Source organism: Sorangium sp. So ce1504, from assembly GCF_051521635.1.
Classification (GTDB): domain Bacteria; phylum Myxococcota_A; class Polyangia; order Polyangiales; family Polyangiaceae; genus Sorangium; species Sorangium cellulosum_B.
The window spans coordinates 1,518,846-1,534,867 of record NZ_CP150365.1; the positions used below are offsets into that span (position 1 = coordinate 1,518,846).

12 protein-coding genes are annotated in these 16,022 nt (G+C 70.3%); 5 read left to right on the top strand and 7 right to left on the bottom strand.

Translation table 11 applies throughout. The features are described 5' to 3' along the window. Window positions 1-130 precede the first annotated feature (130 nt). Window positions 131-565, top strand: coding sequence for a hypothetical protein (locus tag WMF39_RS05685; protein WP_437744526.1), 435 nt, complete (start codon window positions 131-133; stop codon window positions 563-565). A 293-nt stretch (window positions 566-858) separates the two neighbouring features. Here the strand turns inward: WMF39_RS05685 and WMF39_RS05690 are convergent, their stop codons facing one another. The 7 genes from WMF39_RS05690 to WMF39_RS05720 all read right to left on the bottom strand — a co-directional run bounded on the left by WMF39_RS05690 (window position 859) and on the right by WMF39_RS05720 (window position 10,865). Further along, the gene (locus WMF39_RS05690) at window positions 859-1,455 is read right to left on the bottom strand and encodes a hypothetical protein (protein WP_437744527.1); all 597 of its coding nucleotides are present in this window, start codon (window positions 1,453-1,455) and stop codon (window positions 859-861) included. A gap of 255 nt (window positions 1,456-1,710) precedes the next feature. Continuing rightward, window positions 1,711-2,535 (bottom strand): hypothetical protein, encoded by an 825-nt coding sequence (locus WMF39_RS05695; RefSeq protein ID WP_437744528.1) that lies wholly within the window; start codon window positions 2,533-2,535, stop codon window positions 1,711-1,713. A gap of 18 nt (window positions 2,536-2,553) precedes the next feature. Then, on the bottom strand, window positions 2,554-3,096 hold the full coding sequence (locus WMF39_RS05700; RefSeq protein ID WP_437744529.1) for a hypothetical protein: 543 nt from the start codon (window positions 3,094-3,096) through the stop codon (window positions 2,554-2,556). A gap of 165 nt (window positions 3,097-3,261) precedes the next feature. After that, window positions 3,262-4,557 carry a serine hydrolase domain-containing protein gene (locus WMF39_RS05705; protein WP_437744530.1) on the bottom strand — a complete coding sequence of 432 codons (1,296 nt, stop codon included), beginning with the start codon at window positions 4,555-4,557 and terminating at the stop codon, window positions 3,262-3,264. Between the two features lie 70 nt (window positions 4,558-4,627). Then, complete coding sequence (locus WMF39_RS05710) at window positions 4,628-9,988, bottom strand: AAA family ATPase (protein WP_437744531.1); 5,361 nt, start codon at window positions 9,986-9,988, stop codon at window positions 4,628-4,630. A 72-nt stretch (window positions 9,989-10,060) separates the two neighbouring features. Beyond that, a complete protein-coding gene (locus WMF39_RS05715) occupies window positions 10,061-10,414 on the bottom strand; it encodes a hypothetical protein (protein ID WP_437744532.1) in 354 nt (117 codons plus the stop codon). After that, window positions 10,395-10,865: a hypothetical protein gene (locus tag WMF39_RS05720; RefSeq protein ID WP_437744533.1), complete on the bottom strand. Its 471-nt coding sequence runs from the start codon at window positions 10,863-10,865 to the stop codon at window positions 10,395-10,397. The genes WMF39_RS05715 and WMF39_RS05720 overlap by 20 nt, the downstream gene beginning before the upstream one ends. A 554-nt stretch (window positions 10,866-11,419) precedes the next feature. Between WMF39_RS05720 and WMF39_RS05725 the strand changes: the two genes are divergently transcribed. The 4 genes from WMF39_RS05725 to WMF39_RS05740 all read left to right on the top strand — a co-directional run bounded on the left by WMF39_RS05725 (window position 11,420) and on the right by WMF39_RS05740 (window position 16,010). Next, window positions 11,420-13,540, top strand: coding sequence for a DUF4215 domain-containing protein (locus tag WMF39_RS05725; RefSeq protein WP_437744534.1), 2,121 nt, complete (start codon window positions 11,420-11,422; stop codon window positions 13,538-13,540). Between the two features lie 169 nt (window positions 13,541-13,709). Next, complete coding sequence (locus tag WMF39_RS05730) at window positions 13,710-14,462, top strand: ribonuclease HI (RefSeq protein WP_437744535.1); 753 nt, start codon at window positions 13,710-13,712, stop codon at window positions 14,460-14,462. Window positions 14,463-14,535: 73 nt separating this feature from the next. After that, entirely contained in the window at window positions 14,536-15,552 is a 1,017-nt protein-coding gene (locus WMF39_RS05735) for a peptidylprolyl isomerase (protein WP_437744536.1), read from the top strand. Beyond that, the gene (locus WMF39_RS05740) at window positions 15,504-16,010 is read left to right on the top strand and encodes a YkgJ family cysteine cluster protein (protein WP_437744537.1); all 507 of its coding nucleotides are present in this window, start codon (window positions 15,504-15,506) and stop codon (window positions 16,008-16,010) included. The genes WMF39_RS05735 and WMF39_RS05740 overlap by 49 nt, the downstream gene beginning before the upstream one ends. Window positions 16,011-16,022 lie beyond the last annotated feature (12 nt).

Here is a 16,022-nt window from a genome sequence, read left to right on the forward strand (position 1 = left end):
TGCTGCGTCGAGCGCCGTCGGCGCGGCCGAAAGCGGCTATGATGCCGCGGCTGTTTCGGCCGCCGGCCGGTGCTGGCGGCTCGCGAGGCGTCTTCGCCCGCAGCAGAGGGACGAAGGAGGAGCTACCGAGATGAGAGGACATGTTTCCAGGGTGCTGCGGCTCGCTGTCGTGGCGTTTGCGTGCGCGCTGATGGCGGGCTGCGGCGGCCCGCTGCGCTACACGCCGCAGGGCATGGGGAAGGCGCCGGGCGCGGACGCCGTGATCATCGCCGACGTCAACTTCGACGCGGCCATGACCCGCCTCGACATCAACGCGAAGGACCTCCCGCCGCCCGATCGCCTCGATTCGAGCGGCACCGCCTACGTCGTCTGGGCGCGTCCGGACAGCGACTCGCCCTGGCAGCGGATCGGCGCGCTCAACTTCGACCCCGATGCCCGCACCGGCAAGCTCAAGGACGTGAGCGTGCCGCTCACCCGGTTCGAGCTCGTCATCAGCCTCGAGAAGACCGCCAACCCCGAGTCGCCGTCCTCGGAGCTCATCTTCAAGCAGGACGTCGAGTACTGACGAGACGGCGGCTCCGGCGGATGCCTGGCGAGGTACCGGCAGATGCCTGGCGAGGTACCGGCGGATGCCTGGCGAGGTACCGGCGGATGCCTGGCGAGGTATCCGGCGATACCTCGCGGGATATCGCCGTATACCTGCCGAGGTATCGCCGGATACCTCGCGGGGCAATGCAGGAACGTCGGTCTGGGGTCAACGGACGGCGGCGCCGGCATGGGAGGACGCCTCACCCGCCGGACCAGTACCAGGTGCTAGATTGGGACGGCGGGGACGGTTTGGGCAATCCCGCGCCGCCGTCAGATCGGCTCGGGCGCCGGTTGCTCAGGCTTCGGCGCCTCGGGCTTCTTCCCCTTGCGCGCCTGCTTGGTCATCGCCCGGAAGTCGTCGAGGACCGGCGCCAGAATGGCGCGGAAGGTCGCGTTCTGGCGGGCGATCGTGCGCGCCAGGTCGAGCGCGGCGAGGCCGGGGCCGATGACGATCTCGGCGGTGGCGAGGACGTCGTCGTCGAGGTGGCGCGCCAGGTCCTCGAGCGCGTCGGCGACCTTCTGCTGGGCCAGGGCGCGCTTCAGGCGCCGCTCGAGCAGCTCCACCTCGAACCGCTCGGGGTCATCGCCGTCGTCCTGGTCGCCGAGCACGTGGAACGATCTCGCGAGCGGGCTGTCCTTGCCGTCCTTGGGGCGCAGGAGCGCGAACAGCTTGGCGAGCGGAGGCCCCAGCACGCCGAGGCTGCGGCCGACGCTGCGCGTGCGCCGGCCCTCCTCGAGCCGCTCGAGACCAGGCCAGAGCGCCTGGATGGCCTCGATGTGCTGGAGCGTCTTCTCGACGCGCTCCTCGATCTGGGCGGCCGAGAGCTGATCGACGTCCGTGGGGTCTTGCACAGGTTGCTTGGGCATGAACCGACCTCCTTGGTTGGGCGCCCGCCGAGTGCGGCGCGCGCGGATCTCGGGAAGCTACGTGGACGTCGTAGCCGGAGGCAACCCGCGCGGCGCGGCGGCAATTTGCTCAGCCGCCGGAAGGCGCTTCGCAGCAAAGGATGCGCGCCGGGCAGGAGGCCGGCGCACGCGAGCGGCCGGAGCGGCTCGGGCCCCCGCACACGGGCTACGCCATGCGAATATGGAGCGAAATTTTCATGCGAGAGCGCAATGCGTTCAGGCGTTCCGCACCTTGGGGATCGTCAAGTAGACCGGGTCGACGTCTTCCTCGAACTCGTCGTACTCGCGTGGATCGCTCTTGTGTTGCATCTGCATGTGTACCGCGCGCGCTACCTCTTGCAGGCGCGCGGGCGGCGCCTCGGCACCGTCCCACGCCGCGCAGAGAGCGCGCAAGATCTCAAGACGTTGGATCAGCGTGGCAAAATAGGCGCACCCTTCAGCGTTCTTGCTGCGGGCGGTCCGGAACAAAGCCAGCATGTTGTCGAGGTGACCGAGCGCCGGGAACCGGAGATCCGCGGGCGGGATCTTCGCGACCATCCTGGGCGACGCCAGGTAGTGGCACCACCCGATGGCCACGCCGAAGGCAAACGGGTGCGGTCGCGCCGCCAGCTCCGCTTCGGTCGGCGGCGGGCGGAGGTCCGGGTCCTCGGGCTCCGGCGGCACCTCCGGCGGGGCCTCCAGCGCGTCCCAGCCCTCGGGCGGCTCGGGGAAGCCGAACGCGGCGAGCAGGCTCCGCGCGGCTTGCTGGATCTCGGCCGGGACCGCGGGCGACGGCGTCCACGTCTCGCACAGGGCGCGAAGCGTCCGCACGTGCGCCGTGACCTCGTGGATCGGCCTCCCGTCGCCGATCGTCACCCGCGACCCTTCACCGTTCAGCGCGATGAAGCGATCCAGGAGCGTGAGGAGCTCCTCCCGGCTCGGCGCGGCACCGAGGCTTTGCGCTACCCGCGGCGCCGCGAGCGCGCCCGCGTAGTTCACGATCTGCACCATGCACTGGGCCCATTCTCTGGACTGCGTCTGTGCTCTGGTCGACTCGTCCATCGTCGTGCCCTCCACTTGCTAATTCGGGCTGCAGAGCTTGACCCATGGGACGATGTGGCTGCCGATCCTGGGTCGAAACGTGATTGCCGCGCCGACGATGTCGCCGTCATTTCCCAGGTAACACGTGTACGTGCACCATCCGCTGGTGATGAGGTTCCCGAGGCCCCACGTGTCCGGGCATGGCTTGCACTTGCCGTCCCCGCAGTCGTCGAGGACGCAAATTTTGGCGAAGTCGCATTCGACGCTGGATTGACACGAGAACGGCCGATTCATGCATTCAACGTTGATCGGGTACCCGTACGAGAGCGTCGTCGGATCCAGCGAGGCGATCCATTGCTCCGCCATCTCCCAGGCGAGCGGCGCGTTCTCCTCGATGAGCCGCAGCAGCGTTTCTTCGTCGATGGTTTCAGGATCGACGATCTGGGATTCGGTAAGTCCGCTGAGGGCGTACGCTGCGTAGCCGGCTTTTCCTCGACATGATGAAGCCCTCCGAGGGAGCGTTTCGGACCAGCGCGGACGGGGATATGGCACAGGGAACCGGGCGTCAATCGCGCGACTCACCGCGGTCGAGGGCGACCGGCCTCCCGGGTGCGCGCACGGATCCGGGCACGTTACGTAGAGGTCAACGCGGGACGCAATCCATCCAAGGCGACGGAGCGCGCTCGGCGTGTGCACAGACAAGCGGGCGGTCCAGCGGCAGCGGCGCCGCCGTCGCCAGCGCCCGCATCACGGCTGAGCGGGGCCGTAGACCGCGCGCCGTACGGCGTCGGGAAACTCGCCCAGCATGCCAGCGAAGGCGGTGTTGGTCAGGACGACGACCGTGAGCTTCGCGCTCGGATCGACCCAGAAGTGATTGCCGTAGGCGCCCATCCACTGCCATGTGCCCGCGGCGGAGGGCATCGTGCTCGGGTCCGGCGCCGTGAGGACCGCGGCGCCAAACCCGAATCCCCACGTCCCGCCGGCCTGCTGCACCTTCAGCTGGCCAGTCTGGTTCGAGGTCATGGCGGCGGCCGTCTCGGGTCGCAAGATCTTCCCGCCGCCGGTGCGCAGCACCTCGAGGAACCGGACGTAGTCGTCGGCGGTGCCGACCATGCCGGCGCCGCCCGACGGATACGAGCGCGGATCGAGCGCGCGGGACGGCGAGAACGTGACCGTGGCCGGCCCGAGCGAGACGGGCTGCGGATCGGCCATGCGCGCCGGGCGCGGGCTCGCGTCGCCGTAGGGGACGGCCAGCCGGCCTGGATCGCCGACCGTGAACGAGGCGTCGAGCCCGAGCGGCCCGGTCACGAGCCGGCGGACCACGTCCGGCAGCGGCGCGCCGCCCGCCTTGGCCACGACGCCCCCGAGCACGTCGGTCGCCAGCGAGTAGCCCCACGCCGTGCCAGGCTCGAAGAGCAGCGGCGCCTGGGCGATCCGCGCGAGGTTCTCGTCGAGGGAGAGGCCGGGCTGATCGAGGCCGTCCGACACGCGCGCGCGGTGGTAAGGCCCGTCCGGGGGCTCCGCGAAGGTGTAGCCGAGCCCCGCGGTATGGGTGAGCAGCTGCCGCACCGTGATCGTCGCGGCCCGGCCGTCCGCGAGCCGCGGCGCGAACGCGGGGAGCCACTTCGTCACCGGATCGTCGAGCCCCAGCGCGCTCGCGTCCACGAGCGCGAGCGCGGCCGCGGACACGATCGGCTTGGTCAGCGACGCGAGACGGAACACCGTATCTTCGCGCATCGGCCGCCCCGCCTCCCGGTCGGCGAAGCCGGCGGCGCGCCGGTAGACGACCTCGCCGTCGCGCGCGACGACGACGACGGTGCCGACGACCCGCCCCTCCGCGATGGCCGCCTCGACGACCGCATCGAGCCGGCGGCGGAGCGGCTCGTCACCGTGGTCACGGCGAGCCGCGGCGGACACGGCAGGTGGCGCCGGCGCGGGCGCCGCGGCCGGCGCCGGGGCGCTGCACCCTCCCAGGGCGGCAGGCAGCGCGGAGAGAAGCAGGCCCGAAGCGACCGCAGAGACCGAAGCGCGGAGCATTTTCATCGTGATCGTGTGCATGGTTGTTAACCCCGAGCGGCGCGCTCATCAAGGGATTGCGTGGCCTCCGGAACACCTAGTTTGCATCCGGCGGCCGCTCGGCCGGAGAGTAGCGGATCACCATCACGGTGACGTCGTCACGGAGCTGCTGCCCTGCCATGGGGCCCACGAGGCCCTTCAGGACGGCGCCCGGTGACATCCCTTGCGCCGCGAGCGCGTGGAATCGCTCTGCCAGCCCGTGGGTCTCCAGCATTCCGCCCGCGGAGGTGACAGACTCCGTGAGCCCATCGGTGTACAGCAGCATCGTGTCCCCGGCGCCGATCTCGATCACATCGTCCCGGAGCAGCGCCGTGATATCGTCCTCGATCCCGATCCACATCCCGCTGGTCTCGACGAGCTCCACCGTGTTGGACAGCGCCCTGTGGATCAAGATGTCCAGGTGAAGGCCCGCGTAGCGGACCGTGCCGGAGCCGAGCTCCAGCGCGACGATCGTCATGTACTGATCGGGGCTGACGCGGAGCAGGTTCTCCCGGACCGCGCGGTTCGCCCGGCTCAGCACGACTGCAGGGGTGAGGGGCTCGCCGTCGCGCGGCGACGTCGTAAGGATGGTCCGAACGGCGGTCTGAACCATCATCATCGTCAGGCCGGCGGTGACCCCATGGCCGGACACATCGCCGATGAGGACCCAGCTGCTCCCGCCCGTCTGGACCACGTCGTAGTAGTCGCCGCCGACGCTCTCGGCCGGCGTCATCAGGGCGGCCATGTCGTAATCCTTCAGACGGCTTTGCTGCGGCAGGAGCACCGTCTGTATCTTGCGCGCGAGATCCATCTCGCTCCACAGCTCCGCGACCAGGCGCCTGAGCTCGGCGGTGCGCTCGGCGACGAGCGCCTCGAGGTTCTCGTTCGCGCGCCGGAGCTCCTGCGATGCGGCCTCCAGCCGCCCGTAGAGCATCGCGTTCTCGAGGGATACGGCGGCCTGCGTCGCGAGAAATTGCAAGAGCCCGCACCGCGCAGGGCTGAACGCCTCCGCGGTGATGCTGTTCTCCAGGTACACGACGCCCGTGACCTTTCCGCCCTGGAGCATCGGAGCGCACATCACCGATTTGGGCCGAGCCTGGGTGAAGTATTGGTCGGAGGCGAAGCGCATGTCACGGTGCGCGTCCGTGAGCACCGTCAGCTCGCGCGTGCGCGCCACGTAGCGCACGAGCGACTCCGGGACCTCCGAGCCGCCCTGCAGCGCGCGGGCGTCCAGCGTTATCGTATCGGGATCGATGGTCATGCTCGCCTCCAGGGTGAGCACCCCGGCGCGATCGAGGATCAAGCATCCCCGTTGAGCTCCCGCGTTCTCGAGCAGCGTCCGCATCAGCCGCTCGAGCAGCCGATCGATGACGAGCTCCGCGGAGATCGCCTCGGTCGCGCGGATGACCGCCGTGAGGTCGAGGCTCTCGCCCGATCGAAGCGTGCTGGAGGTCTGGCTGGAGGTCTGGCTGGATGTTCTTTGCTGGCTCGTTGCCGTTTCGTCTGCTGGATTGAGGGGGGATGAGAGCGCCGCGTTGCTCCGGAGCACGTGAGCGTATCTCGACTTCAGCTCCTCTGTCTTGCACGTCGCCCCCCAGCGCTGGTACGCGTAGATCGCCTCGGCCAGGTAGGCGCTCGCCACCCTGTTCCTGCGCTCGTCCAGGTGAAATCGGCCAGCCAGCTCGTTGCCGATGGCCTCGGCGTGCACGAAGCCGTGCTCCTGCGCGAGGGCTATCGCGCGATCGTAGAGATCCAGCGCGCCTTCGGTGCGCCGCTCGATCCGCGCGATCTCGGCCTGCGCCAGCGCGGCGCGGTGCGCGAAGTTGGCAGGCGACGACAGGGCCCAGGCTTCGAGCGTGGCGGTGTCTTCACGCAGGCGAGCCAGGAGCCCGGCTCGCTCCTCAGGAGCGGCGGTGCGCGTCAGCTCAGCCAGGGTCAGCGCCCGATAGAAGACGTGCTCAGCGTGATAGAAGAAACCAGGGACGAGCTTGCAGCCGTCGCCGGTGGCCAGGGCATCGCGGAAGTGGCCAGCGAAAAACTCGGCGGTCGCCTTCACGACTCCGTACATCGCCAGCGTCGGCGGCGGCGCAGAGGCGATGAACGTGCTCTCCTCGAAATCAGCGCTCTCCAGGCTCGCGGGATGCCGAGTCCGCCCGGTCAGCGCCCGGATGGCCTGCTGGGCGATGCTGCAGAAGCCCTGGTTGACGACGTCTCCCGTCCTGTTCGCGAGGTCGCGGGCGGCCAGGAGGCTGTTCTCCAGGTCCTGCAGGCTCTCGCCGGCATACATCCGATAGTAGACCACGAACGCAGCGCAGTAAGACGCGTAGATCTGGTCTCCCATCTCGAGGCTGAGCCTCAGCCCTGACCGCAGCACCTCGAGGTTGTGCGAGATGTGCTGACACCAGTGGGCGATGAAGCCCCCGAAGAGGAAATGAACCTGGCCCCTGCTGGCGGGGCTGCCGCCACGGGTAGCGAGCTCCAGGCCCAGCCGGCCGAAGCGAAACGCGTGCTCCCGGTTCCCCGTGATGGCGAGGTGGACGATCGCGTACTGCGCATAGAAGAAGCCCGCGAGCGGCGCCGTGCCCCGGCGGAGCAGCTGGACTCCCTTGAGCACGAGCAGGACGTGAAGCTCTGGAACGGCCTGGAACGCCGCCGGGATGCTGGTGGCCAGGGTGTCGAGCACCGCGAGCCCGTGGGCGTCGCTCATCCCCGACACCGTCCCCAGAGACTCGATCTCCGACCCCGCTATCGCAGATTGATACGCTCCGAACTCGGCGCCAATCGCGGCGCCGAGGGCCGCCTTGTCTGCCAGGGGAGGCAGCTCCACGTCGAGGAGGCGCAGCGCGTCGATGCCCTTCGCACACGCAGCATTGAGCCTGCCCGTGTTGGTGAGCAGGAGCACCTCGAGGTTGCGCCCCATGACCCGATCCACCACCGACCGCGCGTTCCGCTCCACGACCTGGAGCAGCCCGAACGCGGAATCCAGGTTCCCGGTGAGGTACTCGCACTCCGCCATGGTCAGGTGAGCGGCGCAGACGACCTCGTACTCTTCAATCCACCCCGTCTCCCCGAGCACGTCGAGCGCCGCCCTCAGGTAATGCACCGCCGCGTCGGGCGCCGCTCGAGCGCGCGCCTTGCGGCCAGCGTTCAGATTCGAGCGCGCGAGCCCGCGCCTCTCGGCCGGCTCCACGATCAGGCTCGCGCCACGGTTCAGGTGATCCACGATCGCGAACAGCTCACGATCGCCCGGATCTGCACCGCCGCGCTCCCGCAGCAGCCGACCGATGCGCAGGTGGATGGCGTCCCGCTCCTCCGGGCCGAACAGCGAGTAGGCCGCCTGCTGGACGCGATCGTGCGAGAAGCGGAACGCGGCGTCGAGCGCGCCGTCGACGATCCCTGTCGCGTCGTGATGAGCGTCGGCCCTGTAGCGGTATTTGCCGTCCAGCGAGGCGATGAACCCCTGGCGCAGCGCTTCCCAGAGGTGGTCCGCGACATCGCCGTGAGAGCGCTGAGACACGGCGGCCAGCGTGGCCATGTCGAAGCTATGCCCCACACAGGCGGCGAAGCGCAGCACGTCCTGGCTCGACGGAGGCAATCGCCGCAGCTCGGACACCATGAAATCGATCACGTTGTCCGTCGCCAGCCGCTCCCACACCCGCGCGGTGTCCCACCTCCAGGCGAGGTCCCCGTGGTCGAAGCGCAGCAGGCCGTCCCGGTGCAGCGCGATCAAGAACTGCGCGAGGAAGAAGGGGTTTCCGCGGGTCTTCTCGAACAAGGCAGCACTGAGCCCGCCCACCGCCTCGGCGCCGCACCCGAGCGTGTCGCCGAGGAGGTCCGCGATGTGGGGCTGGCCGAGCGGGCCGAGCGTGATCTCATGCCTCGTGACGCCGGCCTGGCGCAGCTCCTGGAGCATGAGAGACAGCGGGTGCGCGGCGTCGATCTCGAGCTCTCGGTAAGCTCCGATCACGAGCACGTGGCGCGCGCCGGCGGCCGTCAGCACGTGCTGCAAGAGCCGGGTCGAGCTGGCGTCCGCCCACTGCAGGTCATCCAGGAAGAGCACGAGCGGGTGCTCTTCAGCCGCCAGCGCACGGAGAAAGCTCAAGAAGACATGTTCGAAGCGGCGCTGCGACTCGGTCGGACCGAGCGCTGGCACGGGGGGGTGTTCGCCGACGACGTGCTTCAGCTCGGGGATCAGATCCGTGAGGAGACCCGCGTTCGGTCCGACCGCTTCGAGGATTTCACGTCGCCGCTGCTCGAGCACGCCCGGGGGCTCCGCGAGCACGGACCGGACGAGAGCACGGCAAGCGAGGGCGATCGGGCCGTAGGGGACGCTCCGCGCCAGGGAGTCGAACTTTCCCGCGCCGAAGTACGCCCGGCCGAGGATGTGCTGGTGCAGCTCCTCGACGAGCGCGGATTTCCCGACGCCCGCCTGTCCGGACAGGAGGACGAGCTCGCTCCTGCCCTGCCTGGCGCGGCCGAAGCTCTCCAGGAGCGCTTCGAGGTCGCGCTCGCGGCCATAGAGCTTCTCGGGGATCGAGAGCTCATCGGATCTGTCGCGCTGGCCCAGACCGAAGACCTCCGCCGCGCCAGACCCCTTGACCTGATCCAGAATTTGCTTCAGATCGTGCTGCAACCCAGCTGCGGTCTGGTATCGCTGCTCCACGGACTTGCTGAGCAGCTTGAGGATCACGTCCGACAGGACCGGCGGCAAGTCCGGCCTGGATGCCAGGGGCGCCCTGGGGCTGCGAGCGATGTGGCCGTGCACCAGCTCCAGCGGATCGCTGGCGTCGAAGGGCAGCGCGCCGGTGAAGAGCTCGTACAGGGTGACCCCGAGCGAATACAGGTCGGCTCGAAAGTCCACGCTCCGGTTCATCCGCCCCGTCTGCTCGGGCGCGATGTACGCCAGCGTGCCTTCCAGCTGCGTGACCCCCGAGAGCGCGTCGACTTTCTGGGAGAGGCGCGTCGCGATCCCGAAGTCGACGAGCACGATCGAGCTCGGGCCGTCGGTGACGAAGAAGTGATGGGGTTTGATGTCCTTGTGGATGACGTGCCTGCGGTGGACCGCCGCGAGCGTTCGCGCCATGGCCAGCGAAAGCTCGAGCGAGCGCAGCAGATCCAGGCGACCCGATCGAATCAGCTTGTCGACGGACACGTCTCCCGCGTCCTCCATGACCAGGGCCAGGCCGTGCCCATGCCGCTCCAGCCCGATGGCCTTGACGACCTCGGGCATGTCGAGGCACGTCAACACTTCATATTCATGGCGGAGGCGTCCCACCTCGAGCGCGGTCGGGCGCTCGCTCCTGAGCAGCTTCACCAGCACCGATGCCCCGTCGACGACGCGATAGCCGCGGTACACCTCGGAGCTCTGGGTCTCGCGCACCTTCGCGTTCAGGGTGTAGCGGTCGGACAAGGTGATCATGGTGGATTCATGAGGATCGGTTTCGTTCCGAGATCTGGGCGGTGAGCGCGCCGATGGCCTTGTCGCTCCAGATCATTGCACCTTTGTCTTCTTCAGGGTGCGCGCCAGGGCCGACATGCAGTTGCGGTGCGCTCGCTGCCAGTCGTTGTCGCGGAAGACGACGACCACGCCGAGGCTCGTCTGATCCAGCAATTTTATCAGGTCCACCAGGGGCTTCACCGTGGCCGAGTTCATGTACTCGAGCTTCGTCAGATCCACCGTGACGACCGTGTTCCTGGTCTTCCCGGTCCAGTCCTCGAAGAGGGGATTGAGGAACATGGCGGGGCTGCGGATGTCGCTGACGCCCGACCACTCGATTCGCGACGAATCGCCGGCCACGGAGATGCGTACTTTCAGCCCGTCGCGCTCAAATGTCGACTCGGTCATGGATTCTCCTGGTGGCTGTCACAATGACCGTATCGTCTGCGTACGTTGCGTCGAGCGCAAAGCCGCCTTCCATCGCGATCCTGTAGATGCCCACGTTGGCGCCCTCGCGCGGGCTGACGAGCAGCTCCTCCAGCTGTTCGATGTAGAGCTCCGTCTTGTTCGGGGCGCTGCGCAGGGACTCTATCCGGCAGAGCAGTCGATTGACCGACCCTCGATCGGTGCAGCCGTTGATCGTGACGAGTTCGATCCTGTCCTCGGTCAGGCTGAGCGTGAAGCGAATGGCGCGCGCTGCGGGGACCTCCTCGCCGTACTTGATGGCGTTCTCCAGCAGCTCGCAGGCCGTCATCTCTGCCGCGTCCACGAGCGCGCTCGGGTACTGCGCGAGGGCATTGCGCACCGAGGCCCGGGTCGCGCGTAGATTGCTCCATACGGGGCGGAGCGAGGTGCTCAACAGTGGTTGCATCGCCTACGCCTGCATGGATCGAGTCCGGTGGTGGGCAGAAGAGCGCACAGGGGCTCCGCCAGCGGGAACAGCTCGGGGGAGAATCAAATCCAAAGCGGTTCGGAGGAGCAAGGTGGTATCCCGAACGAGCGCAGAAGAGGGAATGAAACCCAGAACGGCCTGGAGATGTCAAGCATCAGCCGGGCGCGTTGCTCGGCAGTGCGAGGGCTGCCTCACATCGGCATGCGGCGCGCCCGGCCGCGCTCGCGGGCGGCTCCTCTCACGGTTCCCGGTTCCCGGTTCCCGGTGGACGCGTGCGCTCACGCGGCGGCCGGGAGGTGTACGCGGCGGCGAGCTGGCCGCCGCCATGGCGTGGCCGAGGGCCCGGCGCGCTGCGAGCGCCGCGCGTCGCAATAGGGGCTCTCCCGATCCGTTTGGCTGCTGGCGTCCTCTCGATTCCATATCAGTCTAGTGCGCCGATGATCGACCGCCTGCGCGTCCGTCAGGCTCGGATCGAGCCTTGAAGGGACGTCGCCGTTCCCGCCAGAAGCAGAGGAATCGAGGTGTCAGTGCGAGCGGACCTCTTCAGAAGCGCTCCGTTCACGAAGGTTCTGTCGCCGCTCGTCATCGCTGCTGCTTTGACCGCGGTCGACTGCGATCGTCCCCGGCAGGCGCCGGGGCCGGAGGCCGGCGATGGCGGGAACGGCGGGAACGACGGGAACGGCGGAGGCGGCGAGGACGGCGGAGGCGGCGAGGACGGCGGGGGCGGAGGGGGCGGAGCGCCTTGCGTCACGGCCGCGGACTGCCCCGGGGTCGACGGCGCGTGTCAGCTGCGCACCTGCGAAGGCGGCCGGTGCGCCCTCGACGCCGCGCCGCGGGGAAAGCCCGTGGGCGAGCAGGTGCTGGGCGACTGCAAGGCGCGCGTTTGCGATGGGCATGGCGCCGTGATCGAGCTCGACGACGACCAAGACGCCTTCTCCGACGGAGACCCGTGCTCGGCCGACGTGTGCGTCGCAGGGGCGCCGAAGAACCTTCCGGCGCCGGCGACCACGGAGTGCGGCGGATCCGACGCGACCGGAGCGCGCTATTGTGATGGGAACGGCGCTTGTGTCGAGTGTCTCGTCGCAGGCGATTGCCTGAGCAACATCTGCGTCGAGAACAGCTGCGTCGCGCCCGATTGCGGCGATGGCGCGGTGAACGGCGCCGAGACCGGCGTCGACTGCGGCGGCTCGGATTGCGTGCGGTGCGCGGATCTCGAGGCCTGCCTCACCGGCGCGGACTGCCGGAGCGGGATCTGCGCGGACGGCAGGTGCCGCGCGTCGTCGTGCACCGACGGCGCGACGAACGGGGCGGAGACCGACGTCGACTGCGGCGGACCGGCGTGCTCGCCTTGCGCCACCGGCAAGGCGTGCGCCGCGGACGGCGACTGCCTGGGCGGCCGCTGTTCAGGGACGACGTGCCTCCCGTCGTGCACCGACATCGCCCGGAACGGGGCGGAGACCGATATCGACTGCGGCGGCCCCGCGTGCGTCGGGTGCGCCGCCGGAATGCGCTGCGCCGCCGGGCGCGATTGCCTGAGCCACGTGTGCAGCGCGGCAGGCACCTGCGCCGCGCCGGTCTGCGGCGACGGTGTGGTGAACGCCGCCGCCGAGGCGTGTGATGACGGCAATACGAGCACCACGGACGCGTGCCTCACCACGTGCGTCGCCGCCTCGTGCGGGGACGGGTTCGTCCGCGCCGGCGTCGAGGCGTGCGACGACGGAAACGCGAGCAACACCGACGCCTGCCCGACGAGCTGCGCGCGCGCGGTGTGCGGGGACGGGTTCGTCCGTGCCGGCGTCGAGGCGTGTGACGACGGGAACCGGAACGCGGGCGACGGGTGCAGCCCAGGGTGCCTCCTCGACGGCTGCGGCGACGGCGCGATCCAGGCCGGCGAGGAGTGCGACGACGGCGACGCCGACAGCGCCGACGGCTGCCCGATCACCTGTCGCGCCGCGAGGTGCGGCGACGGCTTCGTGCGGGACGGCGTCGAGGGCTGCGACGACGCCAACACGTCGAGCGGCGACGGCTGCAGCGCGAGCTGCGTCGTGGAAGCGCGGTACACCTGCCGGGGCACGCCGAGCGTGTGCACGTACTCCAAGGAGCGCAACTGCGGCGACGCGGCGGACGATGACCTCGACGGCGAGACGGACTGCGCCGACCCGGACTGCGCGCTCGGCTGCGACGATGCCGTCGGCGCGTGCTCGCCCGGGCAGGTGCTGTGGGTGCAGTCGTCCACGGACATCCCGAAGACCGTCACGGATCGCGCCGTCGCTGCCAGCGTCCTCCCTGTCGTCTCGAGGGGCGCGATCCGGCGCGTGACGCTCGAGCTCGACATCGCGCATTCGTTCGACGGAGATCTCGATATCTCGCTCACCTCGCCGGCTGGCGCGACGGTCGATGTGTCGAGCGACAACGGCGGCTCCGGCGACAACTACCGGAGGACCGTCTTCGACATGGGCTGCGCGACCGCTGTCACGGGAGCGATGGCGCCGTTCCGCGGCTGCTTCCGCCCGGAGTCGTCGTTCGCGGCCTTCCTCTCGGGGCCGGCGAACGGCGCGTGGACGCTCCGGGTCGGGGACGACGCCGGGTCCGACTCCGGTACGCTGACCGCGTGGTCCCTCGCGCTCTGCATCGACCCGTGATCGCAGGGCGGCGCGGCCGCGCGCGCGCCGCCAGCCACGCTGTCCGCCGAGCGCGGCGCGAGGGCTGCGACGAGGGCAGTCGCGGCCGCGCCCGGCCGGCCCGATCGGCCGGGCTCGCCTGGCGTGGTCTCCCGTACCGGCGGCCTTCGATCCATGCCAGGGTGCGCTCGTGCCCTGGGTCCGCGCATCGCTTCGAGGTCAATCCGTCTATGCTCGCGCCGACGCCGCCGGCGCCCTGGTCGCAGAGGAGGGCGGCGGCGTCGAGATCCGCTACAAGCCGCACGACGGCCGCAGATACAAGGCGCGCGCCGACAACCTGACCGTGGTCGACCCGAAGGTGTTGCCCGACGACACCTGTGGGCCTGCGGAGGCGGTCGTGAAGGCGCGCGCCGGCGAGCAGCCCGAGGGGGGCGCGGCCGCCCCGGCGCCTGCCGGGCGCGCGCAGCGCAAGGCGCCGGCGCGGGGGGAGGCCGGCGCGGCGCCCGTCCCGGAAGGGGCTGTCATCGTCTACGCGGACGGCGCGTGCTCGGGGAACCCGGGGCCCGCGGGGCTCGGCGTGGTGATCATCGACGGCAGCCGGCGGATCGAGCGCAGCGAGTTCCTCGGCACCGCGACCAACAACATCGCCGAGCTGACGGCCATCCTCCGCTCGCTCGAGGAGGTGGACGAGCCGGGGCGGCCCATCGTGATCCACACGGACAGCCAGTACTCGATCGGCGTGCTCCAGAAGGGGTGGAAGGCGAAGGCGAACGCCGAGCTCATCGCCTCGCTGCGAGGCGCGCTCGCCGCGCGGCCGCGCGCGCGCCTCGTGTATGTGCCGGGGCACGCCGGCGTGCTGCTCAACGAGCGCGCCGACGCGCTCGCGCGCGAGGCCGTCCGCGAGCGCGCCTCCCGTCGGACGGTGTATCCCGGCTCCGGCTGAGTCCGGGGCAACCCGGGCCGCGCGGGGCCGGAAACGCGTGGAACCGCCTGGGGCCCAGTGGTAGAGGCGCGCGATGCGTGTTCCGCTCCGCCTCGCCCTCGCCGGGCTCGTCGCCGCCGCCGCCTTCGCCTCGCCGCTCGCCCACGCGGTCGTGAGCGAGCGGATCGTCGCCGTCGTAGGCGATCGCGCCATCCTGCTCTCGGATCTGCGGCAGCGGGCTCGCCCCTTCCTGCTGCAGATCCAGGCCCGCGTTCCGCCGGGCGCGCAGCAGGCGGCGGCCGAGTCGCAGGTCTTCCGCGATCTCCTCCAGAAGATGGTGGACGAGGAGCTCGAGGGCCAGGCCGCCGAGAAGGCCAATATCCGCGTGACCTCCGAGGAGATCGAGAACGCCTTCCGGAACATCGCGGCCGCGGAGCAGATGACGGTCGAGGAGCTGTTCCGGACGGCGCGGGCGAGCTCGGGGCTCACCGAGCAGGAGTACCGCGACGAGATCCGCCGGCAGATCCTCGAGGGCAAGATGCTGCAGCTCCGGGTGAAGGGCCGCGTGCGCATCACCGAGCAGGACGTGCGGTCCGCCTTCGATCGGCTGGTGCGCGAGGAGCGCCGGCGGCGCGACTACCACCCGGCGTGGATCGTCCTGCGCGTCCTGCCCGGCTCGAGCGCCGAGGCGGTCGAGGAGCGCCGCGCGCTCGCCGCCGCGCTCGCGGAGCGCGCGCGCGGCGGGGAGGATTTCGCGGCGCTCGCGCGGCAGTTCTCGGACGACACCGCGACCCGCGAGGAGGGCGGCGACCTCGGGGTCCGCGCGCCGCAGGGGACGCAGGCCGCGGCGACCGGCCAGCGCGAGGTGATGGCCCCGGAGCTCGAGGCCGCGCTGATGGCGATCGAGCCGGGCGGCGTCACAGGGCCGATGCGCGCGGGCGACGCGTTCGTGGTCATGAAGCTCCTGAGCCGCCAGCCGTCCCGCTTCACGACGCTCGATGCGGCTCGCCCGGAGGTCTTGCAGCGGCTGCAGGCGGAGATCATGACGAAGGCCAAGCAGAAGTGGCTCGACGACCTGAAGCGCGGGACGCACGTGGAGGTCCGGCTCTGACGCGCAAGGGCGAGCGGGGCGCGGCGCGCGCGGGCGGCGCGCGCGGCGAGGGGGATGCGGTCGTCCCCGAGTGCACCGCGTGCGGCACCTGCTGCTTCTCGACCCTGCCGGAGTACGTCCGGGTCTTCGGCTGCGACTACGATCGCATGGACGATCGCGCGCGGGGGCTCACGCGCTTCATCGGCAACCGCTGCTACATGCGCATCGAGGACGGCCGCTGCGCCGCGCTCACGCTGGACGCGGAGCGCGGCCGCTTCCTGTGCTCGATCTACGAGGTGCGGCCCGACTGCTGCCGCGCGCTCGAGCGCGGCAGCGGCGCGTGCCTCGGCGACCTGCACGAGAAGCGGGAGCGGCCGCTCCTCGCGCTCGAGGCGCTCCGCCGCCGCGCGGGCGGCGCGAGCGGCGAGGGAGACGAGGGGGGCGCAAACGGCGCGGGGGCGGCGGGCGGCGCCGTGTAGGTGCGGCCGGCG